A 25,030-nucleotide genomic window follows, 5' to 3' on the forward strand; every position below is an offset into this window, starting at 1 on the left:
AAGACATTGTCGGCTCTAGGGCCAACAGCCTGAATAAATGCTGAATGCGAGGCTGTTCATTTGCCTGAACGATGATGGCACTGCTAAACGTGAACGATACGAGTGAGCAGCTTGGACGCGTTTGCAGGCAGATAGGGTGATGGAACGATGACGATCAAGTTTACCAACGACATGAGCGAAGTTGTGGCAACCCGCCACTTTCTGCATCAGCATCCCGAACTTGGCCTCTCAGAATTCACCACTTCGGACTATATCGCGGCAAAGCTTGAGGAATTCGGTTACGCCGTCACCCGCGGCCTCGGCAAGACCGGCATCGTTGCGACCCTGAAGAACGGATCGAGCGATCGGTCGGTCGGCATTCGCGCCGATATCGACGCGCTTCCGATCGAGGAAGAAACCGGCGCGGACTATGCCAGCCTCAACAAGGGCGTCATGCATGCCTGCGGTCACGATGGCCATACCGCCATGCTTCTGGGTGCCGCAAAGATACTCGCACAGCGCAAAAACTTCGACGGCACACTCAATCTGATCTTCCAGCCGGCCGAAGAAAATTTCGGCGGCGCCAGGCTGATGATGGAGGACGGACTGTTCGATCGCTTTCCCTGCGACGCCGTCTTCGGCCTGCACAATGACCCGAGCCTGCCCTTCGGCAAGATCTTCGTCAAAGAAGGGCCTATCATGGCGGCGGTCGACGAATGCCGTATCGTCGTCAACGGCCGCGGCGGCCATGGTGCCGAACCGCAGGATGCCGCAGACCCGATCGTCGCCGGCGCCAGCATCATCATGGCGCTGCAGACTGTCGTTTCCCGCAACATCCATCCACTCGATCCGGCCGTCGTCACGGTCGGCGCGTTCAACGCCGGCATCGCCAGCAATGTCATTCCGGAGCGGGCAGAAATGGTTATCACCATCCGGTCCTTCGACCCTGCCGTGCGAGAAAAGCTGGAGGAACGGATCCGCGGTGTAGCAGTTGGCCAGGCGGCAAGCTACGGCATGACAGCGACAATCGAATATACCCGCGGCTACGACGCGACCGTCAACCACAAAGCGGAGACGGACTTTGTCAGGGACCTGGCGAGGAAGGTTGTCGGCCCGGAAAACCTTGCCGAAATCGAACGGCCGATGATGGGCGCCGAGGACTTCGGTTATTTCCTCGCAGAGAGGCCAGGCACCTATTTCTTCTTAGGCACCGCAAGAACCAAGAACGATCCCCCGCTCCATCATCCGAAATTCGACTTTAACGACGACGCGTTGCCGATCGGGACGAATTTCTGGGTGGAACTGGCAGAAGCCTATCTGCCGACGACACAGGGCTGAAACAATAAGCCTTCCGATCCGGGCGCGGATCGGATGGCTTCGTTGCTATTGAAACCTTGAATTTCGGATACGTGTCAGGCGAGAATACCGAGCGTGACTGCCCCGATGAACACGAAGGCGGCAGTCACAAGGCCTGCATATGCTACCCACTGCCACCTGCTGACGACGCCCGCGGCGCGGTGAGGGAATGCCCGAGTATGATGCTGGATCGGCTGCATGCGAACCTCCCGGTTTTGTGTCTCTTCCCATGTAGTTTAGCTTAACTCTACCAAGCTGATAGAGATAACTTTCTCCTGAGCACCACGTTCCTTGGAAAATACTTTTTTCTTAACGCCCCAACGTGCCGGTTAACGGTTTATTATGCCTGCGGCCTAAAACGAGACCTCAGGCGGCAAACCTGTCGAGCGCCAAGCGGAAAACGTCCGGGTCGATATTGCCGCCCGAGCAGACCGCAATCACCGTCTCGCCAAGGCTCTCGCCATGGAAAAGCGCCGCCGCCAGCGCAACCGCGCCGCCCGGTTCAACGACGATCTTCAGACGGTTGAAGGCAAGTGCCACCGCATGCAGCGCTTCATCTTCCGTCACCACTATGCCCGGGCCGCAGAGACGCGACATGATCGGAAAGGTAATCGTGCCAGGCTGCGGCGTGACGATCGCGTCGCAGAGCGAACCCGATTGCGTGGCGTTCTTCTGAATCGTTCCGCTCGCAAGCGAACGGGTCACGTCGTCAAAGCCTTCAGGTTCGCAGGGATGCACGGTAAAGCCCGGTGCACGTGCTTCGAGCGCCAGCGAAATCCCGGAGATGAAACCGCCCCCGCCGGTCGGCACCAGAACACTGGCCTGCGTGATCCCCTCTTCCGAAGCCTGTTCGGCGATTTCCAGACCTGCCGTCCCCTGCCCGGCGATGACAAGCGGTTCGTCGAATGGCTTGATGAGGGTCAGGCCTCTTTCGCTCGAAAGCTGCCGGCCGATCTCGTCACGATCCTCCCTGGCGCGATCGTAGAGCACCACTTCGGCGCCGTAGGCCCGCGTGTTTTCAATTTTGATGCGCGGCGCATCGGCGGGCATGATGATGACGGCCGGAATGCCATGCATCCTGGCCGCCAGCGCCACGCCCTGCGCATGGTTCCCGGACGAAAAGGCGATAACGCCCTTCGCGCGAACGTCCGCCGGAAGATACGAAATTGCCGACCACGCGCCACGGAACTTGAACGAGCCGGTCTGCTGCAGGCATTCGGGTTTCACGAAGATGCGCCGCCCGGCGATGTCATCCAGAAATGACGAGGACAGAAGCGGCGTGCGGCGGGCATGGCCGGAAAGACGGCCGCGCGCGGCTTCGATCATAGCAATATCGGTCATCGGGAAATCCTTGGGGACGAACAGGCGAGACCCCGAACCTATTCGCCGATACTGCAGGCGTAAAGATGCCGAGGACCGACAAGTGCCGCTATCCTTCAGCCGTTGAACCGAGTTTCACCACCGTCTTGATTGGAAGATGGTCGGACGCGAGCCGCGCAAGCGGCGTGTCATGGGTCACGACCCTCTCGATCAGGCCCGGCCGGTTCGCCATGATCCGATCGAGTGCCAGCACCGGCAGGCGCGACGGAAAGCTTGGAACCGCCGGCGGCAGGCCGAATACGGTAGCGAGTGTGTTGAGCGCCGAGCGGTCACCCAGCCGCCACTCGTTGAGATCGCCCATCAGCACTGTCGGATGCTCGTCGCGGGAGCCGACGATGTCGAGCAGCATGCGCGCCTGCTGCTGACGCGACCGGTTGAGAAGACCAAGATGCGCCGCAATCACGCGAAGTGTGCTGCCATCCTTCATCTCGAGTTCGGTGATCAGCGCCCCGCGCGGCTCCAGCCCCGGCAGTTTGACCTGATGCACGTCGCGGACGAGACCTTCGCGGAAAAAAATCACATTGCCGTGCCAGCCATGCGCCTTGGCGACGCCGGAGATCGGCACCGGAAGCAGCCCCGTTTCACGCTCCATCCAGCCGAGATCGAGCAGGCCGCGACGTTCGCCAAACCGGCTGTCCGCCTCCTGCAGAGCAATCACATCCGCGCCGATTTCGCGGATCACGTGAGCGATACGGGCAGGATCGAACTTGCGGTCGATGCCGACGCATTTGTGCACGTTGTAGGAGGCGATCAGCATGCCGCTGTCTCTGTCATGCACGGAATGAACGCCTTCGCCCCGGTTCTTGCGGGCCTTGATCGATGCCAGGATGCTGGCCGGAAGGTTGGGACGTTTCTGATGCATGATATCGCGCTTCGGTCTTGCCGGTTTAAAGATAGGGCGATCCCAACCAAAGAACTTTCTCGATCAGGCGAACGGGAAACGGCCGTGATCTCAGGCTGTGAAGCGTCACCTCGGTCGAAGAGGAAATCATCAAGTCTATCCTTCGTTCCAAAGTTCGCGCAAAAGCCTCGTCCAGCACTTCCAGATCCACCTCGAAATTCAGCCGCAGCGAACGCGGATCGAGATTGGAAGACCCCACGTAGGACCAGCGGCTGTCGACGGTCAGAAGCTTGGAATGATTGAAGGCGCCGCTTGCCCGCCAGATACGGCAGTAGTTCTTCAGCATCTGGTCGAACTGCGCCGTCATCGCCCGATCGACAAGCGTCAGGTTGTTCGCGCCGGGCACGACGATATCAACCCGCACACCGCGCCTTGCCGCCGTAACCAGCGCGGTAATCAGCTCCCGGTCCGGCAGAAAATAGGGCGACACGATGCGGATCGATGACCGGGCGACGGAAAATGCGCCCATCAGCATCTTGTGGTTGGTCTCGACGCTACGGTCCGGTCCGGTCGAAACGACCCGGGCAATGACCGCCTTGCCGGGTTCCGCTGCGGGCGCGACAAGCTCCCACGCATCATCTTCCAATGTCTCGCCCGTGGTGAACTGCCAGTCGGCTGCGGCAACGGCAAAAAGGTCGGCCACCAATGGCCCGGTAACCTTGAAATGCGTATCGAGCGAAAACCCATCGCCATTGAATTCGCTCGAGAAACTTTCGCGAATGTTGATGCCGCCGGTAAACGCGACGCGGCCATCCACGACCAGGACCTTGCGGTGGGTTCGAAGGTTTGCGTAAGGCAGCCGCAAGCCGACGATGACGTTGCCGTTGAAGACGCTGACCCCGACGCCGCCATCGCGCAGCATGCCGAGTACGCTTGGAACCGAGTAGCGGGCGCCGACCGCATCGATCAGCACACGCACTTCCACACCCCGCTTTACCGCAGCAATCAGGGCCTCGACAAACTGGCGTCCGATCCTGTCCCGATCGAAGATGTAGGTTTCCAAAATGACGCTCTTCTTCGCCTTGCGGATTGCACCCAGCATGGCGGCATAGGCGGCGTCGCCGGTATCCAGCGAAAGAATCGAATTTCCGGATGTGAGGTGATGGGAAGTCACCCGGTCTCCCAGCGTCTTCATCGCGCGGAACCGGTGACCAAAATCCTTGATGATCAGTGCATCTGTCGCGTCGTAGGAGGCAAAATGTGCCCACTCGCGGCCCTGCAGCAGCGCGCGGCGATCACTGATGACCGTTCGGCGGATGCGATTGACGCCGGCAAGCATATAGAGCGACGCGCCGATGATGGGCGACAGGACGATGATGCCGACCCAGCCAATCGCCGAGCGCACCTCTTCCTTCGTCATGGCCGCATGGATCGCGGCCGCCGTGCCGGCAACGAGCGAAAAGACGAACAGGATGTGCGGCCAGTAGGTATGGAAGAGGTCAAGCATGAGGCGAATATATGCGCCCCATCGCTTTGGGCAATCGGAGCCGGACAAAGGTTAGCCCGGCTCCTGATGACATCAGGCGTCGAGCTGCTTTTTCAGCACGTCGAGCGACGCTTCGAATGTGTCGAACAGCACGTCCAGCTGTGACTCATTGATGATGAGAGGTGGGCAAAGCGCCAGCGAGTCGCCGATTGCACGGCTGATCAGCCCCTTCTCGACCATGATCGAAAACAGTTTCGGGCCGAGCTGACCGGTGGCAAACCCTTCGCGCGGAGCAAGTTCGAGTGCACCGATGAGACCGATGCCGCGCGCTTCGATCGCCAGCGGATGACCTTCGAGTTCCTTCAGGCGCGACTGGAATTTTGGCGCAAGCGCCCGGACGTTTCCGACCAGATCGCGCTCTTCGATGATCGCGATATTCTCAAGCGCAACGGCCGCCGCGACCGGGTGGCCGGCGGCGGTGACGCCGTGTCCGAACGTGCCGATCTTTGCGGATTCGTCCGCGATCGGGGCGTAGACGTTCTCGTTGATGAGAAGCGCCGAGATCGGCTGGTAGGACGAGGAGATCTGCTTCGACAGCGTCATGAAATCCGGCTGCAGATCGAAGGTTTGCGTTCCGAACATGTTGCCGGTACGGCCAAAGCCGCAGATCACTTCGTCGGCGATGAACAGGATGTCGTATTTCTTGAGGATGGCCTGGATGGCCGGCCAGTAACCCGCAGGCGGCACGATCACGCCGCCAGCACCCATCACCGGCTCGCCGATAAAGGCTGCAACAGTTTCGGGGCCTTCGCGCAGGATCAGGTCCTCGAGTTCCTTGGCACACCGTTCGACGAAGGCAGCCTCGCTCTCGCCCTCGAGCTTGAAGGCGCGGTAATGCGGGCAGGATGTGTGGAAGATGCCGGGCAGCGGCAGATCGAACGACCGGTGGTTGTTCGGCAGACCGGTCAGGCTCGCGGAAACGGCGGTCACGCCGTGATAGCCCTTGATCCGGGAGATGATCTTTTTCTTCTCCGGCTTGCCCATGGCGTTCGACCGGTACCAGATCATCTTGATGGCCGTATCGTTGGCTTCCGAACCCGAATTCGTGAAAAATGCCTTCGACATCGGCACCGGCGCCATCTGCACCAGCTTTTCGGCAAGCTCGATCGACGGGCCGTTCGCCCGCGATGTGAACGTATGGTAATAGGGCAGCTTGCTCATCTGCCGCGTGGCGGCCTCGACCAGCCGGTTTTCACCAAAGCCGACAGCGACGCTCCAGAGGCCGGACATGCCTTCGATGTATTTCTTGCCGTTGTTGTCGTAGACGTAGATGCCTTCGCCGCGTTCCATCACAAGCGCACCGTCGCGCTCCAGAGCGCGGGCGTTCGTGTAGGAGTGCATGTGATAAGCCTTGTCGCGGGCTTCCATGGAATTGGGCTGTACCGTCACGAAGGGCCTCCTCTGCACCTGACTGATTTTGGCGTCATTCTTACGGCGAAACGCCGATCTTGGACAGCGCAAAACACTGTCCAAGAACTTCTCCGTTCGAAATAGTTGACACGACGGCTTACGTGTTCACTTCACCGTCATTGCGGCGACCGGCGGCTCGGTACCGGCAGGCATCGGGCTGATATAGGCCTGGCCCTTCAGCCGCTTCCTCAGATCCGCCCAGGCGGCCTCGCGCAGCTGCTCGCTTTCCAGCGCCACAAGACCCGTGGCGGCCATCGCCTTGGCAACGGACACCATGCCCTTGTGGGCAAGCTCGCTCTTGCCTTGCGCGACGACCTGCCAGGTATGAAGCTGAGTTCCAATGGCAAGCGTTGCGCCATAGGCCTGAACGGTCGGCACCACCCAGCTGACATCGCCAACATCGGTCGAGCCGCCCATCTGACGAAGCTCGCCATGCGCCGGAAGCACGAAATCCGCCAAGGGAACATCGCGTTCGTCAAGCCGCTCCTGGCGCCAGCTTGCCGCGATATCCTCCGGCGTCAGCGTCGCACGGATGTTGGCCGCAAATTCCTGGTCGGCGGCATCAAAAGGCGGCGGGCCGAGGCTTTCCCAGACATCCTGCATCGCGTCCATCAGCGGTGTGTTGACGACGAGGTTGGAAACGCCGGCAAGGATCGTGCTTTCCACCTTCGTTTCGGTCATCAGCGCCGCACCTTCCGCGACCTTCTTGACCCGCTCGATCAAAGGTAGCAGGCCCGGCAGTTCGGGTGCGCGAATGACATAGCGGACCTTGGCATGCGCCTGGACGACGTTCGGCGAAATGCCGCCGCTGTCGAGAACCGCGTAGTGGATGCGGCAATCGGATGGCATGTGTTCGCGCATATAGTTGACGCCGACACTCATCAACTCGACGGCATCGAGCGCACTGCGGCCAAGCTCCGGAACCGCCGCGGCATGCGCCGCACGCCCGGTAAAGGTAAAATCGACACGGCAGTTGGCAAGCGATGTCTCGCGCTGGACGCCTGCGAAATTGCTGGGGTGCCAGCTGATGGCGATATCGACATCTTCAAATGCGCCGGACTGCACCATGAACGCTTTGGCAGCCCCGCCCTCTTCCGCCGGGCAGCCGTAATAGCGCACGCGTCCCGGCGTTCCGTTGGCTTCGAGCCAATCCTTGAGAGCCGTTGCGGCAAGAAGCGAGGCGGAACCGAGAAGATTATGGCCGCAGCCATGGCCGTTTGCGCCGGCAGTGATCGGATCGTAAGCGGTTTCGCCCGCCTTCTGGCTCAACCCTGCAAGAGCGTCGAACTCCCCGAGAAAGGCAATCACCGGTCCACCTTCCCCAGCCTCGCCGATCAGCGCGGTCGGAATGCCGGCCACGTTATCGGTGATCCGGAACCCTTGCGTTTCCAGCATTTCCCGATGCGCTGCCGCGGACAGGGTTTCCATGTAGCAGGTTTCCGGCGTCTCCCAGACGCGGTCGGACAGCTCCCGGAAAACCTCGGTCTTGCGGTCGATAAGAGTTAAGATGTGGGGAAGATTGGAGTTTACGGTCGTCATAATATGCGCCTCGATCAAGCATTCGGTCCTGAAGGCGCCAAACCCTAACCGTTTCCCGCCCAATAACAATGGACCGGCAGCTTAAAAAATAAGCGCGGCTGAAAAAATCAACACGCCGCGCTCGGCAACGCAACGCGTGAAACTTGGTATCTCGACAAGTGCATCATAATCGCTATGCTCGCGCCCGACGTCACAGGAAGACCAAGGATACCGCAGAAGACGATAACAATTTTGCGTAAATAAGGCCGACGCCGTGAGTTCATGCTCATGAAAGCCGAATACTTGGAAATCCGTCGTCAATTCGAGAAAACGTGGGTTGAGTGCCGAAAAGGTATCGGAGATCCGTCGAAGACTGAAGAATACGGTCAGCAAACAAAAGATTTGCGACCAGGAGGTGAGACACACAAGCAGGATTGACGCGCACGTAAGCGTATCATCAAATTCAAAACACGGCCTAGCCTGGCAGTTAGCCGGCTCAAGGTCATTGGGAGACCGATATGAAATACAAGCTCGCCCTTGCCACAGCCCTGCTGTCGGCAACAATTTTCGCAGGCGCTGCGAACGCCAAGACCTTCGTGTATTGCTCCGAAGGTTCGCCAGAAGGCTTCGACCCCGGCATGTACACCGCCGGCACGACGTTCGACGCTTCGGCCCACCCGATCTACAACCGCCTGCTCGAGTTCAAGCCTGGCACGACGCAGCCGGAAGCCGGTCTTGCCGAGAGCTGGGACATTTCGTCCGACGGCACCGTCTACACATTCAAGCTGCGCCCGAACGTGAAGTTCCAGACCACGGAATTCTTCACCCCGACGCGCGCGCTGAATGCCGATGACGTGATCTTCTCCATCGGTCGTCAGATCGACGAGAAGAACGCCTGGAACAAGTACATCAACGGCGCTTCCTGGGAATATGCCGACGGCATGGGCTTCCCGAAGCTGATCAAGTCGATCGAAAAGGTCGATGACCTGACCGTGAAGATGACCCTGAACCGTCCGGAAGCACCTTTCCTCGCCAACCTGGCCATGCCCTTCGCTTCGATCCTGTCGAAGGAATACGCAGACAGCCTCGACAAGGACGGCAAGAAGGAACAGCTGAACCAGAACCCGGTTGGCACTGGTCCGTTCACCTTCGTCGCCTACCAGCAGGATGCCATCATCCGCTTCAAGAAGAACGCCGATTACTGGGGCACCGCTCCGAAGATCGACGACCTCGTCTTCGCGATCACCAGCGACGCTGCCGTTCGTTACCAGAAGCTCAAGGCCGGCGAATGCCACCTGATGCCTTTCCCGAACGCCGCTGATGTCCAGTCGATGAAGTCGGACCCGAACCTCCAGGTTCTGGAGCAGGAAGGCCTCAACATCGCCTACCTCGCCTACAACACGACCCAGGCTCCGTTCGACAAGCCGGAAGTGCGCATCGCGCTCAACAAGGCGATCAACAAGAACGCGATCGTCGACGCCGTCTTCCAGGGCATGGCAACGCCTGCGACCAACCCGATCCCGCCGACGATGTGGTCGTACAACAACTCCGTCAAGGACGACACATACGACCTCGAAGCCGCCAAGAAGATGCTGGCCGATGCTGGCGTCAAGGACCTCTCCATGAAGGTCTGGGCGATGCCGGTTTCGCGTCCCTACATGCTGAACGCGCGCCGCGCCGCTGAAATCATCCAGGACGATTTCGCCAAGATCGGCGTCAAGGTCGAGATCGTTTCCTACGAATGGGCAGAATACCTGCAGCGTTCGAAGGCAAAGGACCGCGACGGTGCTGCCATGCTCGGCTGGACCGGCGACAACGGTGATCCGGACAACTTCCTCGATACCCTGCTGGGTTGTGACGCCGTCGGCGGCAACAACCGCGCTCAGTGGTGCAACAAGGAGTTCGACGAACTGGTGAAGAAGGCCAAGGTCACGTCCGACATGGCGGAGCGCACCAAGCTCTATGAGCAGGCGCAGGTCGTCTTCAAGAAGGAAGCACCTTGGGCAACCCTCGATCACTCGCTTGCTATCGTCCCGATGGCAAAGGGTGTGACCGGCTTTACCCAGAGCCCGCTTGGCGACTTTACGTTCGAGACCGTCGATATCGCTGAGTAATCCAGCCTAATCACAACTTTTTGCCGCGGGGAGCGTTGCGTTTCCCGCGGCATTTTCTTATGAGACGCCCAAAAATGCGGCGCGACGCCGAAATGGCTCGGTTCGTGGCTTGACACGGTCTGAAATCGACCGGAGCCCCTTCCACAAAGGCTTACAATGTTTGGTTTGCTACTGCGGCGCCTCGCCGTGCTGATCCCGACCTTCCTCGGGGTCTCGATCATCGCCTTTTCCTTCATCCGGCTCCTGCCGGGCGATCCGGTCATGCTCTTGTCCGGTGAGCGCGTCATGTCGCCCGAGCGGCATGCGCAGATCAGCGCCCAGCTTGGCATGGACCGCCCGATGGTCATCCAGTATTTCGATTATCTCGGCGGCGTGCTGACGGGTGACTTCGGCTCCTCGATCGTCTCCAAGAAGCCGATCCTCGACCAGTTCTGGGCGCTGTTTCCAGCGACCGTCGAGCTGTCCATCTGCGCAATGATCATCGCCGTTGCGCTCGGCATTCCCGCCGGCGTCATCGCCGCCATGAAGCGGGGTTCGATCTTTGACCAGGGCCTGATGGGCATCGCGCTGGTCGGCTATTCGATGCCGATCTTCTGGTGGGGCCTGCTGCTGATCATTCTGTTTTCCGGCACGTTGCAGTGGTTCCCGGTTTCGGGTCGCATCTCGCTTATGTTCTACTTCCCGCAGGTCACCGGCTTCATGCTGATCGACTCGCTGCTGTCCGGGCAAAAGGGTGCCTTCTCCTCGGCCATCAGCCATCTGGCGCTGCCGTCGATCGTGCTTGCCACCATCCCGCTTGCCGTCATCGCCCGCCAGACCCGCTCGGCCATGCTGGAAGTGCTGTCCGAAGACTACGTGCGTACCGCCCGCGCCAAGGGCCTGTCGCCGTTCCGCGTCGTCGGCGTGCATGCGCTGCGCAACGCGATGATCCCGGTCATCACCACCATCGGTTTGCAGATCGGCGTCATGCTTGCGGGCGCGATCCTGACCGAGACGATCTTTTCCTGGCCGGGCATCGGCAAGTGGATGGTCGATAGCGTCTTCCGTCGCGACTACCCGGTCATCCAGGGTGGCCTGCTTCTGATCGCGGCGATCATCATGACGGTCAACCTCATCGTCGACCTCATGTACGGCCTCATCAATCCCCGTATCCGCCACTGATCCGCCGAGATAAGAAGGAGAAAAATCCCATGGCAGATGCAATAACCGCCAAGACGCCAGAGATCGTCACGACCGGGCAGATGCGCCGCCAGATGCTCAAGGAGTTCTGGTTCTACTTTTCCGAAAACCGCGGTGCCGTCATCGGCCTGTTCGTTTTCATCGCTCTCGTCGTCGTAGCTGTGCTTGCTCCGGTGATTGCCCCGCATTCACCGTTCGAACAGTATCGTGACGCCGTGCTGCGGCCGCCGGTATGGGCCGAAGGCGGCAGCTGGAGCTTTCTTCTCGGAACAGACCCCGTCGGTCGCGACATTCTTTCGCGCCTGATCTACGGCGCACAGTATTCGCTTTTCATCGGCTTGTTCGTGACGACGCTGTCGCTGCTCGGCGGCATTCTCGTCGGCCTGATCGCGGGCTACTATCGCGGCTGGATCGATACGGTGATCATGCGCCTAATGGACATCATCCTGGCGTTTCCGTCGCTGCTTCTGGCGCTCGTTCTGGTCGCCATCCTCGGCCCAAGCCTCACCAACGGCATGATCGCCATTGCGCTCACCCTGCAGCCGCATTTCGTGCGACTGACCCGCGCGGCCGTGATGGAAGAGAAGACGAAGGATTACGTCACCGCTGCCCGCATCGCCGGCGCCGGTCCGATCCGTCTGATGTTTCGCACCATCCTGCCGAACTGCACCGGACCGCTCATCGTCCAGGCGACGCTCTCCTTCTCGAACGCGATCCTCGATGCGGCGGCCCTTGGCTTTCTCGGCATGGGCGCACAGCCGCCGGCGCCTGAATGGGGCACGATGCTGGCCGAAGCACGCGAGTTCATCCTGCGCGCCTGGTGGGTTGTCACCTTCCCCGGCCTTGCAATTCTCATCACCGTTCTTGCCATCAACCTGATGGGCGACGGCCTGCGCGATGCGCTTGACCCGAAACTGAAGAGGTCCTGATCATGGCGCTTCTGCAAATCGACAATCTCACCGTTGAATTCGAAACCGCGACCGGCTGGTTCCGGGCCGTCGACGGCGTTTCGATCACGGTCGAAAAGGGCGAAGTTCTCGCCATCGTCGGCGAAAGCGGCTCCGGCAAGTCCGTTTCGATGCTGGCCGTCATGGGGCTTCTGCCGTGGACGGCGAAGATCACCGCCGACCGCATGCTGTTTGAAGGCAAGGACTTCCAAAAACTAAGCCCTGCCGATCGTCGCAAGCTGATCGGCAAGGATATCGCGATGATCTTCCAGGAGCCGGTGGCAAGCCTCAACCCTTGCTTCACGGTCGGCTTCCAGATCGAGGAAGTGCTGCGCATCCACCTCGGCCTCGACAGACAAGCCCGCCGCGCCCGCGCCATCGAACTGTTCAAGCTGGTCGGCCTGCCGGACCCCGCGGAACGGCTGAACAGCTTTCCGCACCAGATGTCGGGCGGCCAGTGCCAGCGCGTGATGATCGCCATCGCGATCGCCTGCGACCCGAAGCTGTTGATCGCTGACGAACCGACGACAGCACTCGACGTCACCATCCAGAAGCAGATCCTCGACCTGATCATGGACCTGCAGACCCGCACCGGCATGGGCCTGATCATGATCACCCATGACATGGGTGTGGTTGCCGAAACCGCCGACCGGGTCGTGGTGCAGTACAAGGGCCGCAAGATGGAGGAAGCCGATGTGCTTTCGCTGTTTGAAAACCCGCAGAGCAACTATACCAAGGCGCTTCTCGCAGCCCTGCCGGAAAACGCGACGGGTGACCGACTGACCACCGTCTCCGCCTTCTTCGACGGCAATCCGGACCAGGTTTCGGGAGTGAATGCATGACCGATATGACCAACACCGACATCATGCTGGAAGTGCGCGACATCAAGCGCGACTACGAACTGCCGGCTGGCTTCATGAAGCCGAAAAAGACCGTCCATGCGGTCAAGGGCGTCTCCTTCAAGCTGGAACGCGGCAAGACGCTGGCAATCGTCGGCGAAAGCGGCTGCGGCAAGTCCACGCTTGCCCGCATGATCACCTTCATCGACGAACCGACGGCCGGCGAACTGATCATCGACGGCCAGAAGATGGATACGCGTCCGGGCCACCTGACATCAGAAATGCGCCAGAAGGTGCAGATCGTGTTCCAGAACCCCTATGGTTCGCTCAACCCGCGCCAGAAGATCGGCGACGTTCTCGGCGAACCGCTGGCGATCAACACCTCGATGCCGGCATCCGAGCGGCGCGATCGCGCAACCGAGATGCTGATCAAGGTCGGCTTGGGTCCGGAACACTACAACCGCTATCCGCACATGTTCTCCGGCGGCCAGCGCCAGCGCATCGCGATCGCCCGTGCGCTGATGATGAACCCGAAGCTTCTCGTGCTCGACGAACCCGTCTCGGCGCTCGATCTTTCGGTTCAGGCACAGGTTCTGAACCTGCTTGCCGACCTGCAGGACGAGTTCAACCTCACCTACGTCTTCATCAGCCACGACCTTTCCGTCGTGCGCTACATCGCCGACGAGGTGATGGTGATGTATTTCGGCGAGGCGGTCGAATACGGAACGCGCGAAGAGGTGTTCTCCGCGCCGAAGCACGAATACACCCAGACCCTGTTCAAGGCGACGCCGCGCGCCGATGTCGAATCGATCCGCGCTCGTATTGCTAAGAAGAAGGCTGCCTCGGCCGCTTGAACGCCTAAGATGCACTGATAATGCCGGCAGCTGTCGGCATTATCACGGAATTGAGCTTGAAGTTGACGCAGAGAGAAATCTCTCGCATCAGAAGTCATGCAAGAAGAAACCTCTGCCAGCTCGCCGGAAAACGGCGAGCGTCATTGTGGCAGGGTGGGAGTAGCGGCATGGCATTGTTGAACTTGTTCAGAGGCAGGCAGCAGGACAAAGCGCCGGAGCCCGCCTTGCTCAAGTCCCTGGTCGAGGGATACTCGATCGAGGTGATGCCGCGAACCGCGGCCAAGATCGACGACTTCACGACGCTGCTTCCCGCAAACACCCGGGTCTATATCGCCCATATCGATGGCACACCGATCGACGATATGGTGAAGACGGCCAAACGGCTGCGTGAAGATGGCTTCGAGGTCATGCCGCACATTCCGGCCCGCAGCATCGAGAGCCGCGCCATGCTCGACGACTGGGTAAGCCGATATCACAACGAGGCAGGTGTGGACCAGGCGCTCCTCCTCGGCGGCGGTCTGTCGCGTCCTGCTGGCGCTCTCAACAGTTCGCTGCAGCTGATCGAGACCGGCATCTTCGACCGTCACGACTTCAAGCGCCTGCATGTCGCCGGCCATCCCGAAGGCAACAGGGATATCGACCTCGACGGCACGACAAAGCTTGTCGACGAAGCCTTGAAGTTCAAGCAGATCTATTCCGAAAGCACCGATGCGAAGCTTGCCATCGTCACCCAGTTCGCCTTCGATTCGCGGCCGGTGATCCTGTGGGCGGAGCGCATCGCCGCAACCGGCGTCCGCATGCCGATCCATCTCGGCGTCGCGGGACCGACAAAGCTTCAGACGCTGATCAAATTCGCCCTCACCTGCGGTGTCGGCCCGTCGATCAGCGTCATCCAGAAGCGGGCCATGGACATCTCCAAACTCCTGGTACCCTACGAGCCGACCGAATTCCTGACTGAAATCGCCGACTACAAGGCCCGCAACCCGCAAAGCTTGATCGAGCAGATCCACGTCTTCCCGCTGGGGGGTATCAGAGCCAGCGCGGAATGGATGAACGAGCGTCAACCTGCGCTGGCTGAAATCCGCGCGATATAGTCTTTTGCCGAGCGCGCGACGATCGCCTGGCCGTTGCCGCGGATATCCTGTTTGGCGAAGGCTCCGTAGATCCGCTCGAACGGCCAGGCCGCCAGCCGTTCCGCGACATCCGCCACCTCAGCTGCGCTGAGCGGCATCATGTTGGGATAGCTCCACATGAAGGAAACCCGGTCGGCCCCCGGCGTCACCTGCACGATATCGCCGGCGAGCAGCACACCTGTCCCATCCCGCGCTATCCAGTGCATCACGGTTCCGCCAGCGAAATGACCGCCGGCATGTACAAGCGTCGCGGAAGAAGACAGGACGAGCGCATCCTCGTCCCACAGGCGGACGTGATCGGACGGACGCTGGATCCACTGGCTGTCCAAAGCGTGGATGTAGATCGGGCAATCGAAGGCCTCGGCCCAATCCTGCATGTTTGAGTAATAGTGCGGATGGGAGATCGCGATGGCGCTCAACCCGCCCAGCGATTTGACCAGCGTCTTCGTCGCGTCGTCGAGGAGCGCGATACAATCCCAGAGAATGTTTCCGGACGGTGTCTGCACCAGAAGCGCCCGCTGGCCGATAGCAAACGCGGGAACGGTACGGATGGAAAGGACGCCAGGCTCGAGTTCGAGCCAGCTATTGGCATGCCCCTGCTCAAGCTTTTCAGCGGAAACCCACGCCTGGCCGGAAGCCGGGACATATTGCCGGTCGTCGAGGCAGATCGGGCAAGATGCGGGTGGTTCGCCACGATCGGGATAGGATGTGCTACAGGCATTGCAAAGAAAAACCGTCATGAGCCCCCCGCTCCGGATAACCGCGATCAATCGGTTATAGACGAGAACGGACTTCCCGATAGAGGCTGGGAGCCACATTCCGGTAAAGCGGCAAGAGCAGCCGGCCTCATTCACGCTTTCCCAACGCGGCCGCGATACGCTGTAGCGATGTTGCGGTTGCCGGGAGGCTGTGATGACGGAAGCAAAGCCTGTGCGGCTCTTGAACCTCGATCTGCTCCGGCTGGTCTCGGCCCTGCTCGTCCTGTTCTTCCACTACGGTTTTCGCATGCGGATCACCGGAGAAGGCGCCGGGATCGGCTTTCCGGAGCTCGCGCCGATAGCCAAGTGGTTCGATATCGGCCTGCTAATCTTCTTTGCCATCTCCGGCTACGTCATCATGATGTCGGCAGAAGGTCGATCGGCCTTTGATTTTGCCGCTGGACGGTTTGCAAGGCTCTGGCCGACATTCTTCGTCTGCGCCACCATCACCGCCGTCGTCCTGTCGATCTGGCCGGTCCCGGCGCTCAGTGCCCCGACGGTGCGGCAATGGCTGGCCCATCTCGTGATCCTGTCGCGCGTATTCGGCCAACCCTTCCTCGACGGAGCATACTGGACGATCGCCTACGAGATCATCTTCTACGGCTGGATCTTCGTCGCTCTCGCAACAGGCCTGTTGAAGTCGCACTGGCGTCTCATCGTCACGGTCTGGCTTGCCATTTCGGTGCTGAACGAGACAGCGCTGCAAAGCGTCGTGCTGCAGAAACTGCTGATCACCCAGTATTCAGGCTATTTTGCCTTCGGATTGGCGCTGTTTCGGACGCGACTGGAAAACTCCCGGGCAAGCTTTGCAGTGCTCAGCCTCGCAGCCGGCTGGGCCATTGCTGCACCGTTCATAACGGAGCCGGAATTCATTTCCCTGTACGGTTTCGGGAGAAATACCGCGGGCCTGGCCGCGATGGGGCCGCTGGCGCTTGCGGCCGTGACGATCGCGATCTACGCGCCGACACTGCCGATCAAGAGAGGGCTCGCGATCTCGCTCGGCGGGCTGACCTATCCGCTTTACCTTCTGCATCAGAATATCGGCTATGCCGCCTTTGCCAATTTCGGCACGTCGGACAATCGCTTCGCCATTCTGGCTTTGTTGATTGGGGGATTGTTGGCTGTCGCGATGATCATCGCAAGAACAGTTGAGCCTGCCGCGAGACGGGCGATCATTGGGCTTTCAAAGCCCGTTCAGGCCAGCCTGACGCGACTGCGCGCCCGCTTTGCCTGAGGGACCCCGCGGCGGAAAAACCGCCGCAGGGTCTTGTGCACTCAGCCGTTGATGTAAGGCATGACTTCCAGAACGCCGCGGTAGATCATCTCCAGCGAAACGTAGAGGATGACGACCAGACCGACATAGGCAATCCAGCGATGCTTGTTGAGCAGGCGGGCGATGAAGCTTGCCGCGATACCCATCAAGGCGATCGAAAGAATGAGGCCGAAGATCAGCACTTCGGGATGTTCGTGTGCGGCACCGGCAACGGCCAGAACGTTGTCGAGCGACATGGAAACGTCGGCGATGACGATCTGCCAGGCAGCCTGGGCGAAGGTCTTGCGTGGCGCACCGCTGACGGACGCGTTCTCGCCTTCCTCGACGGCCTTCGAGACGACATTTTCGGCATCGTCCTCATGGCTGTGCGGGGTGCGCAGCTCGCGCCACATCTTCCAGCAGACCCACAGAAGCAGGACACCACCGGCAAGAAGCAGGCCGACGATCTGCAGAAGCTGGGTCGTGGCAAGCGCAAAACCGATACGCAGCACGGTGGCGGCAATGATACCGATCAGGATCGCCTTGGCGCGCTGATCCTTGGGCAGTCCGGCGGCGGCGAGGCCGATGACGATTGCGTTGTCACCCGCCAGAACAAGGTCGATCATGATTACTTGCGCGAGGGCGGACAGTGCCTCCGGCGTAAAGAATTCCATCATTTGGTACCCGATCTTTCAATACGGAGCACCCATGTCGTGGAGAGGGGCGACGAATTACGGGCGGAAATTCACCGCTATCCATTCGATTGCCGTCAAGGTCGAGTGACGACCCCCACAAACACCAGGCACCTGAAGTTGAACAATCCAGTCCGACATCACAGTTCCTGCGAACTGCCAGAGGGGCCCGGTCCTGGTGCGCTGAGATTTATCTTGGGAGCCGCAGAAATCAAGCCCCAACTCACGAACCAGCTCACGGGAGTGTGATTTCTTCGCGGGAAAACGGCTTCTACTTGGTCAGCCGCTTGTGGAGGCTCTCAAGAATGAGCTTTCCAAGCCCCTCGTAATCTTCATCGAAATGGTGTCCGCCTTCGATGCCGACCGTCTCGATACCCTGCGGTTTCAGCGTCGGGCAAGGATCGTCGTCTTCGTCGGTACCATAAAGGCACTGCACGACATGCGGATCGATCTTGGCGATATCGGAAATGCTGTCGCCGTTCTTGCCCTCACCGGCAACACCAAGCCAACCGGTAACGGAAATCTCGAAATCGACCTCTTTCGACAGCGCCAGCAGCGAAATCTGTTTCACCCTCGCTTTGGTCGCAGCCGGCAGGACGTTGAAGGTCGCCGGCAGGATGTCGGCTCCGAATGAATAGCCGATCAGCACCACGTTTTTCACGTTCCACTGGCGCCGGTACGTGTCGATGATCTTGACGAGATCATCCGCCGTTTCCTGCGGCGTGCGTTCCTTCCAGAAATACCGCAGCGAATCCACCCCGACCACAGGTACTCCTTGGGCCTGCAGATAACCGCCGAGCTCGCTGTCGATATCACGCCATCCGCCATCGCCGGAATAGACAACCGCCATCGTGTCGAGTGTCGGTTTCGTGTCCAGGACCGTTACTGGCAGATCGAGTTGATCGCTATTGCCATCACCTTCAATCGCCGTGTCGAGGAGATCTGCGAGCGCTTCAGTTGCAGGCCCGGATACGTCCTTGAGCTCAAGATCCGGCCAACCGGCCTTGAGGCTGGTGGCGTGGTCCTTGCCGGCGGCATCGGCCGCATCGGTCAAGCCGATCGTCACGTCGGCCGGCAGCTTTCCATCGGTAAAGCCGTAGATCGTCCGGTCGGCGGCCTTTTCCTTGGTCGCGGGGGTGCAGAGAACCTTTTCGAGCGGAATGCCGGCCGTCGGATCGACTGCGATGGCTTTCGAGATCGTCGCAAACGGGCTCTGCGCGATCATGCCGAGCGCAAGCGCTGCGCCATCCCCGATGCCGGCAATGATCGGATGCCGGTAACTGGCATTGCCGATCCGGCGCTGCACCTGCTGCGACAGGTCTTCGATATCGGAAACCATGTAGATACAGTCGCCGTCATCCTTGGCGAGCGACGCGATGTAGGAGGGATAATCGATACCGACCACCGCCGCCCCCTGATCGACAAGCGCCTTGGCCTGGCTTTCTTCCTCGGCACCCCAGCCTGCGCCCTTCGAGATCAGGAAGACCATCGCCTTCAGATCCTTGTCGCCGGGCATATAGATGTGCGGCGAGGCGATCATTCCGGTCTTGTAGTCATCCGTCTGCGAACCGGTTTGCTCGGAAGCAGGCTGCTGAGCGGAGGCAAGACCGGTGCCGGCCAGCAGAATGCCGACGGCGAGAATTCGGGATAAGATCATCATTTTCCGACCACTCCTCTCAAGCCCCCGCCGATCAGCAGCGTCGCATCCACCATCGCGATGGCAGGACTGACGCTTGCCACCGCAAGATAGCGCGGTTCCCAGTGCGGGTGAAACTTGGTTTTGAATCCCTTCAGGCCTTTGAAATTGTAGAACCGCTCGCCGTGTTCGAAGATCACGCTGCCGATCCGGTCCCAGACAGGGGCGGCTTCCCTCTGTGCCATGCCGGAAAGCGGCGCCATGCCGAGGTTGAAGGTCCTGTAGCCGGCAGCCTGTAGATATTCCATGCAGCGGACGAACAGGAAATCCATCGAGCCTCTGGGCGCATCCGGCGCAAACCGCATCAGGTCGACGGTTGCCTCCTGCTTCGTTTCGGTCAGCGACAGCGTCGCAAAGGCAACGATCTTTCCCTGCGTGCGCAGCACCGCCACCGGCTGGGATGCCACATAGGCATCCTGGAAGGCACCGAGCGAAAACGTCTTCTCGCGTGTCTCGTGGGCGGCGAGCCAGGTATCGGACACCCGGCGCAGATCCTCGATCGAACTCATCACATCCGGCTGCTCGATGACGTCGAATTCGAGCCCCTCGCGAAGCCCCTTGTTGACGGCCTGACGCAGACCCGCAAGACGACTTCCCTTGAGATCGAAGCGCTCCAGATCGACGATCGCCAGTTCTCCGAGCTTGACGGCCCGCATGCCAGCATCGGCGCAGTAAGGCAGAAGTGCCGGCGAAATCTGGTAGAACACGGCCCGTCCGCCCTGAGCCCTCGCTTCTTCCACGAAGCTCCAGACCAGTTCGGGGATTTCCTCCGCCGGGCCGACCGGATCGAACAAGGCAATCCAGGAACGCCCCTGGATGCCGTACATGATGAAGGCCTTGCCGTTTGTGGAAAACATCAACCGCTTGTCGGCCATGCGCACGACATTCGCATCGGCGACGTCCTGCTGACGGACGATCGAGATCGCCCGCTCCAGTTCCTCCGGCGTGGATTGCGCCGTGCGGGTCGCAGCCGGCCGAAGCAGGCTGGCAATCGCAATCGTGCCGGCAACGATGGCCACACCCAGGATCGCACGAAGCCCGCGCGGCGCTTCTGCGGAAAACTCGAACTGCCACCAGAGCTCCCGGCTGTATTCCACCTCGCGATAGACAAACAGAAGCACCGTGATCGCGGCGGCCACCAGCACCAGCATCGCCACGACCCAGGCAGGCGTCAGCACCTGCCGGATGAGCGACGCGGGCCGCGTGAACTGCCGGGCGCTGAGCAACAGGCCGGCCAGAAGGATGACGAGGAAGATCGCTTCGAACACCGCGACGGCACGCACGAAGGCAAGCAGCAGGGCAAGCGCAGTGCAGGCTGTCGCCGTCCACCACGCACCGTCCAGCCTCTGGCTGACACCGCGGGCGGACGCGAAAAGCACGATGCCGAGAATGCTGGACAGAAAATGCGCGCCTTCAACGACCGGCAGCGGCAGATAGTTGTAGAGGAAATCCAGATCCGAATCCGGCGTCGGTGTAACGCCCGAAAACACCAGCATTGCACCAGCGATCATCGCGAATGCGGCAAGCAGCAGGGGCGCCAGACGGAATTCGAGCTTGCGCAGCGTCGAGGCGACCGGATGGTTGGAAAGCTGCTGCACCTCCATGCCGATCACGAACAGCGTCGCGACCAGAAGCGGCAGCACGTGATAGATGACCCGGTAGAGAACAAGGCTGCCGAGAACCTGATCGATATCGACAGTGCTTCCGAGCGCCGCAACGATGATCGTCTCGAACACGCCCAGCCCCGCCGGAACGTGGCTGAGAACGCCGGCACCGACAGCCGTGGCATAGATCGCCAGGAACGACGGCCAGCCGATATCCGTCTGCGGCAGAAGCACGTAAAGAACCGACGCCGAGGCTGCGATATCGAGCGCCGTGATCAGGAACTGCTGCGACGAGGTTTTCGTATCGGGAAGCCGCAGCTTCAGCCTGCCCAATGCCACTTCGCGGCCATTCCAGCCGGCCACGACAAGCACTGAGAGCACCACGATGATCGCAACCGCAATGCCGCGCACCCAGCCCTCGCCGATGCCGAGCAGGCTGCCGATCCGAGGCGCCGTGACAAGCGAGGCTATCGCCGTGACACCGAGCAGGCCGATCCCGAAGGCGAGCGTGACAAAGGCGATCACCCGGCCGATATCGTCGGGGCTGAGGCCGAGCCGCGAGTAACCGCGGAATCGGATCGCGCCGCCGCTCAAGGCACCGAAGCCGGCTGTGTTGCCAACCGCATAGGCGCTGAACGCGGTCATGGCGACCGGCACCGGTGGCAGCTTTTTGCCGATATAGGAGAGTGCGTTGAGGTCGTATCCGGTCAGGGCAACGAAACTCAGCGCGGTGAAGAAGATCGCGAGAAGGATGGACGATGCCTTCGTGGCGGCAAGCGCTGCAAGCACGTCGTCGTAACTGACTTCGGTGGTGAGATCATAGATCGCAAACGTCGTGAAGCCGAAGACCACGAGGATGATGAAGGGAACGAGATAGCCGCGATAGTTTTCAAACGTCTCGCGGAGGCCGGTCTTCTGCTGATCTGTGGACATCAATGGTCATGCCGGTTGTTGAAGCATTGCCGGGGATTTCTCCCCGAACGAGCCGGGCAGCTAAGGCGACCCGATCGCGGCAATAATATGTCTGTGTTGCCGCCCTCATTACGTAGGCGCTCGCCTACTTTCAATAAGGGTTTAGCGCATCGGCGTCGCAATAAAAAAGGCGGAAGCTGAAGCTCCCGCCTTTCGCTGTCTGTCTGTGACGAGGGCTCAACGGCGCTGGTTGTAGACGTCGACGCAGACGGCGCCGAGCAGAACCAGACCCTTGATGACCTGCTGATAGTCGATGCCGATGCCGAGGATCGACATGCCGTTGTTCATAACACCCATCAGGAAGGCGCCGATCACGGCACCCGTGACCTTGCCAACGCCGCCGTAAGCCGAGGCGCCGCCGATGAAGCAGGCCGCGATGACGTCGAGCTCGAAGCCCGTGCCGGCCTTCGGGGTCGCGCTGTTGAGGCGAGCGGCAACGACGAGGCCGCCAAGCGCTGCAAGCACACCCATGTTGACGAAGGTCCAGAACACCAGACGCACGGTCTTGATGCCGGACAGCTCGGCTGCGCGGGCATTGCCACCGACCGCATAGATCTGCCGTCCGATGATCGTGCGGTTGGTGAAGAAGCCGTAGGCGACGATCAGCACGGCCATGATGATCAGCACGTTGGGCAGGCCGCGGTGCGACGAGATCAGGTAGGCGACATAGCCGATGGCAGCCATGACAAGGATGTTCTTGCCGATGAAGAAAGCCATCGGTTCGGATTCGACGCCATGCTCGACACGCCGTGCGCGGCTTCTGAAGTTCTGCCAGACCATCAGGGCGGCCAGTACCAGGCCGATGATGAAGGACGTCAGATAAAGGCCGCCCGTCGAGGAGATCAGTTCCGGGATGAAGCCGGAAGAAAGCTTCTGGAAGGTCGGGTCGAAGGGACCGATCGACCGGCCGCTAAGGACCGCGATCATGAACCCGCGGAAGACCAGCATGCCAGCAAGCGTCACGATGAAGGACGGAATCCTGAAATAGGCGACGAAATAGCCCTGCATTGCGCCGATCACGCCACCGAGCACGAGGCAGATGATGCTCGCCGTGACAAAGTCGAAGCTGTACTGCACCATCAGCATCGCCGCGACCGCGCCGACGAAACCGGCGACCGAACCGACCGAAAGGTCGATGTGGCCGGTCACGATCACCATCAGCATGCCGAGCGCCATGATGACGATATAGCTGTTCTGGAGAACGATGTTGGTGATGTTGAGCGGCTTCAGCAGAACGCCCCCCGTTGCGACCTGGAAGAAGATGACGATCACGACCAGCGAGATCAGCATCCCGTAGTCACGAAGATTTTCCTTCCAGAAACCTGTCGCCGCCTTGGGAGCGGTAATTGCTTCCTGCGGAGTGCTCATAATTATCTCCCCTTGCGGCGCATGATAGCGCGCATGATATTTTCCTGCGTTGCCTCTTCGCCGGCGACTTCGCCGACAAATTCGCCCTCGTGCATGACCATGATCCTGTCGCAGATGCCGATGAGCTCGGGCATTTCGGACGAGATCACGATGACTGCCTTACCGGCATCCGCAAGTTCGTTGATGATGGAATAGATTTCGTACTTGGCGCCGACATCGATGCCGCGTGTGGGTTCGTCCAGGATCAGGATGTCCGGGTTGGTGAACAGCCATTTGGACAGCACGACCTTTTGCTGGTTGCCGCCGGAAAGCTTGCCGGTTTCCTGGTAGACGTTATGGCTGCGGATCCGCATACGGTCGCGGAATTCCTGGGCAACCTTCATTTCGCGGATGTCGTCGATCACGCCGCGTGACGAAACGCCGCCCAGATGCGCGAGCGAGACATTCTTGCGGATGTCCTCAGACAGGATCAGCCCGAGATGCTTGCGGTCTTCGGTGACATAGGCGAGGCCCGCCTTGATCGCCCGGTGCACGTCCGAGGTATCCGCAGGTTTGCCATGGATCTTCACGGTGCCGGAAATATCGCGGCCATAGGCGCGACCGAACACGCTCATCGCGAACTCGGTGCGGCCGGATCCCATCAGGCCGGAAATGCCGACGACTTCGCCGGCCCGGACCTTCATGGACACGTTCTTGACCACCTTGCGGTTCGAATGCTGCGGATGGTGGACGGACCAGTCGTCGACCTCGAAGATCACCTCGCCGATCTTCGGCTCGCGCTTCGGGTAACGGCTTTCGAGATCGCGATCGACCATGCGGCGGACGATCTCGTCCTCGTCGACCGGGCCTTCGTGACAGTCGAGCGTGCCGACGGTGCGTCCGTCGCGCAGCACGGTGATGCGATCAGCAACTTCCGAGATCTCGTTCAGCTTGTGGCTGATCATGATCGAGGTAATGCCGTTGCGGCGGAATTCCTTGAGGAGTTCGAGCAGGGCTGCGCTGTCGGTTTCGTTGAGCGAAGCGGTCGGCTCGTCGAGGATCAGCAGGCGCACGTCCTTGGAGAGTGCCTTGGCGATCTCGACCAGCTGCTGCTTGCCGACACCGAGGTTGGTGATGAGGGTTTCGGGCACCTCGGCAACGAGACCGACCTTGGCGAGCAGGGCCTTCGTGCGGATGTAGCGAGCATCGCGGTCGATCACTCCGTACTTGGATGGCGCGTTCGCGAGAAAGATGTTCTCGGCAATCGACATCAGCGGGATGAGCGCGAGCTCCTGGTGAATGATGATGATACCGAGCTTTTCGGAATCGTTGATGTCGCGGAAGTGGCGTTCCTCGCCGTCGAACAGGATCGAGCCTTCGTAGGAACCATGCGGGTACACGCCCGAAAGCACCTTCATCAGCGTCGACTTGCCGGCACCGTTTTCGCCGACAAGGGCGTGAATCTCGCCTTCCTTGACGGTAAAGCTCACGTCCGAAAGCGCCTTAACGGCGCCAAAACTTTTTGAAATGCCGCGCATTTCCAAAATAGGCGGTTTATCCGCCGACAATACAGGATCAAGCATGAGAACTCCTGGAATAGGAAGCCGCGCGAC

At 60.4% G+C, this 25,030-nt stretch carries 20 protein-coding genes; 8 read left to right on the forward strand and 12 right to left on the reverse strand.

The genetic code is table 11. The features are described 5' to 3' along the window. The first annotated feature begins 147 nt into the window (after window positions 1-147). Complete coding sequence (locus ACQY1K_RS16115) at window positions 148-1,317, forward strand: M20 aminoacylase family protein (protein WP_430257855.1); 1,170 nt, start codon at window positions 148-150, stop codon at window positions 1,315-1,317. 74 nt (window positions 1,318-1,391) lie between these two features. On the opposite strand, the gene ACQY1K_RS16120 is transcribed toward ACQY1K_RS16115, so the two are convergent. The 6 genes from ACQY1K_RS16120 to ACQY1K_RS16145 form a co-directional block, all read right to left on the reverse strand. After that, window positions 1,392-1,535 (reverse strand): hypothetical protein, encoded by a 144-nt coding sequence (locus ACQY1K_RS16120; protein WP_430255375.1) that lies wholly within the window; start codon window positions 1,533-1,535, stop codon window positions 1,392-1,394. A gap of 166 nt (window positions 1,536-1,701) precedes the next feature. Then, complete coding sequence (locus tag ACQY1K_RS16125; RefSeq protein ID WP_430257856.1) at window positions 1,702-2,676, reverse strand: threonine ammonia-lyase; 975 nt, start codon at window positions 2,674-2,676, stop codon at window positions 1,702-1,704. Between the two features lie 88 nt (window positions 2,677-2,764). After that, window positions 2,765-3,577: an endonuclease/exonuclease/phosphatase family protein gene (locus ACQY1K_RS16130; RefSeq protein ID WP_092659200.1), complete on the reverse strand. Its 813-nt coding sequence runs from the start codon at window positions 3,575-3,577 to the stop codon at window positions 2,765-2,767. 25 nt (window positions 3,578-3,602) lie between these two features. After that, on the reverse strand, window positions 3,603-5,063 hold the full coding sequence (locus ACQY1K_RS16135) for a phospholipase D-like domain-containing protein (RefSeq protein WP_430257857.1): 1,461 nt from the start codon (window positions 5,061-5,063) through the stop codon (window positions 3,603-3,605). 72 nt (window positions 5,064-5,135) lie between these two features. Next, window positions 5,136-6,491, reverse strand: a complete 1,356-nt coding sequence (locus tag ACQY1K_RS16140; RefSeq protein ID WP_092659196.1) for an aspartate aminotransferase family protein — start codon at window positions 6,489-6,491, stop codon at window positions 5,136-5,138. Between the two features lie 126 nt (window positions 6,492-6,617). Further along, window positions 6,618-8,051: a M20 family metallopeptidase gene (locus ACQY1K_RS16145; protein ID WP_430257858.1), complete on the reverse strand. Its 1,434-nt coding sequence runs from the start codon at window positions 8,049-8,051 to the stop codon at window positions 6,618-6,620. 497 nt (window positions 8,052-8,548) lie between these two features. On the opposite strand from ACQY1K_RS16145, the gene ACQY1K_RS16150 reads away from it, so the two are divergent. The 6 genes from ACQY1K_RS16150 (at window position 8,549) to ACQY1K_RS16175 (ending at window position 15,057) form a co-directional block, all read left to right on the forward strand. Beyond that, complete coding sequence (locus ACQY1K_RS16150; protein ID WP_062581538.1) at window positions 8,549-10,144, forward strand: ABC transporter substrate-binding protein; 1,596 nt, start codon at window positions 8,549-8,551, stop codon at window positions 10,142-10,144. Between the two features lie 156 nt (window positions 10,145-10,300). Then, a complete protein-coding gene (locus tag ACQY1K_RS16155; protein WP_062462141.1) occupies window positions 10,301-11,305 on the forward strand; it encodes an ABC transporter permease subunit in 1,005 nt (334 codons plus the stop codon). Between the two features lie 29 nt (window positions 11,306-11,334). Further along, entirely contained in the window at window positions 11,335-12,252 is a 918-nt protein-coding gene (locus ACQY1K_RS16160; RefSeq protein WP_062462138.1) for an ABC transporter permease subunit, read from the forward strand. A 2-nt stretch (window positions 12,253-12,254) separates the two neighbouring features. After that, window positions 12,255-13,112 carry an ABC transporter ATP-binding protein gene (locus ACQY1K_RS16165; protein ID WP_113111671.1) on the forward strand — a complete coding sequence of 286 codons (858 nt, stop codon included), beginning with the start codon at window positions 12,255-12,257 and terminating at the stop codon, window positions 13,110-13,112. Between the two features lie 5 nt (window positions 13,113-13,117). Further along, on the forward strand, window positions 13,118-13,963 hold the full coding sequence (locus ACQY1K_RS16170) for a dipeptide ABC transporter ATP-binding protein (RefSeq protein ID WP_062462611.1): 846 nt from the start codon (window positions 13,118-13,120) through the stop codon (window positions 13,961-13,963). 167 nt (window positions 13,964-14,130) lie between these two features. Then, window positions 14,131-15,057, forward strand: a complete 927-nt coding sequence (locus ACQY1K_RS16175) for a methylenetetrahydrofolate reductase (RefSeq protein WP_209902426.1) — start codon at window positions 14,131-14,133, stop codon at window positions 15,055-15,057. On the opposite strand, the gene ACQY1K_RS16180 is transcribed toward ACQY1K_RS16175, so the two are convergent. Further along, complete coding sequence (locus tag ACQY1K_RS16180; protein WP_430257859.1) at window positions 15,024-15,836, reverse strand: MBL fold metallo-hydrolase; 813 nt, start codon at window positions 15,834-15,836, stop codon at window positions 15,024-15,026. The genes ACQY1K_RS16175 and ACQY1K_RS16180 overlap by 34 nt on opposite strands. A gap of 172 nt (window positions 15,837-16,008) precedes the next feature. On the opposite strand from ACQY1K_RS16180, the gene ACQY1K_RS16185 reads away from it, so the two are divergent. Continuing rightward, window positions 16,009-17,088 (forward strand): acyltransferase family protein, encoded by a 1,080-nt coding sequence (locus tag ACQY1K_RS16185; RefSeq protein WP_113165642.1) that lies wholly within the window; start codon window positions 16,009-16,011, stop codon window positions 17,086-17,088. A 41-nt stretch (window positions 17,089-17,129) separates the two neighbouring features. Here the strand turns inward: ACQY1K_RS16185 and ACQY1K_RS16190 are convergent, their stop codons facing one another. The 5 genes from ACQY1K_RS16190 to mmsA form a co-directional block, all read right to left on the reverse strand. Next, window positions 17,130-17,783, reverse strand: a complete 654-nt coding sequence (locus ACQY1K_RS16190; protein ID WP_062462125.1) for a TerC family protein — start codon at window positions 17,781-17,783, stop codon at window positions 17,130-17,132. Window positions 17,784-18,069: 286 nt separating this feature from the next. Beyond that, complete coding sequence (locus ACQY1K_RS16195; RefSeq protein ID WP_430257860.1) at window positions 18,070-19,458, reverse strand: virulence factor family protein; 1,389 nt, start codon at window positions 19,456-19,458, stop codon at window positions 18,070-18,072. Beyond that, window positions 19,455-22,031, reverse strand: coding sequence for a bifunctional lysylphosphatidylglycerol flippase/synthetase MprF (gene mprF, locus ACQY1K_RS16200; protein WP_430257861.1), 2,577 nt, complete (start codon window positions 22,029-22,031; stop codon window positions 19,455-19,457). Before mprF ends, ACQY1K_RS16195 begins: the two co-directional genes overlap by 4 nt. 216 nt (window positions 22,032-22,247) lie before the next feature. Further along, window positions 22,248-23,438, reverse strand: a complete 1,191-nt coding sequence (gene mmsB / locus ACQY1K_RS16205; protein ID WP_062462120.1) for a multiple monosaccharide ABC transporter permease — start codon at window positions 23,436-23,438, stop codon at window positions 22,248-22,250. Window positions 23,439-23,440: 2 nt separating this feature from the next. Beyond that, window positions 23,441-25,000 carry a multiple monosaccharide ABC transporter ATP-binding protein gene (mmsA, locus tag ACQY1K_RS16210; RefSeq protein ID WP_113165639.1) on the reverse strand — a complete coding sequence of 520 codons (1,560 nt, stop codon included), beginning with the start codon at window positions 24,998-25,000 and terminating at the stop codon, window positions 23,441-23,443. Window positions 25,001-25,030 lie beyond the last annotated feature (30 nt).

The sequence above is a fragment of the Neorhizobium sp. IRS_2294 genome (genome assembly GCF_050500145.1).
Classification (GTDB): domain Bacteria; phylum Pseudomonadota; class Alphaproteobacteria; order Rhizobiales; family Rhizobiaceae; genus Neorhizobium; species Neorhizobium soli.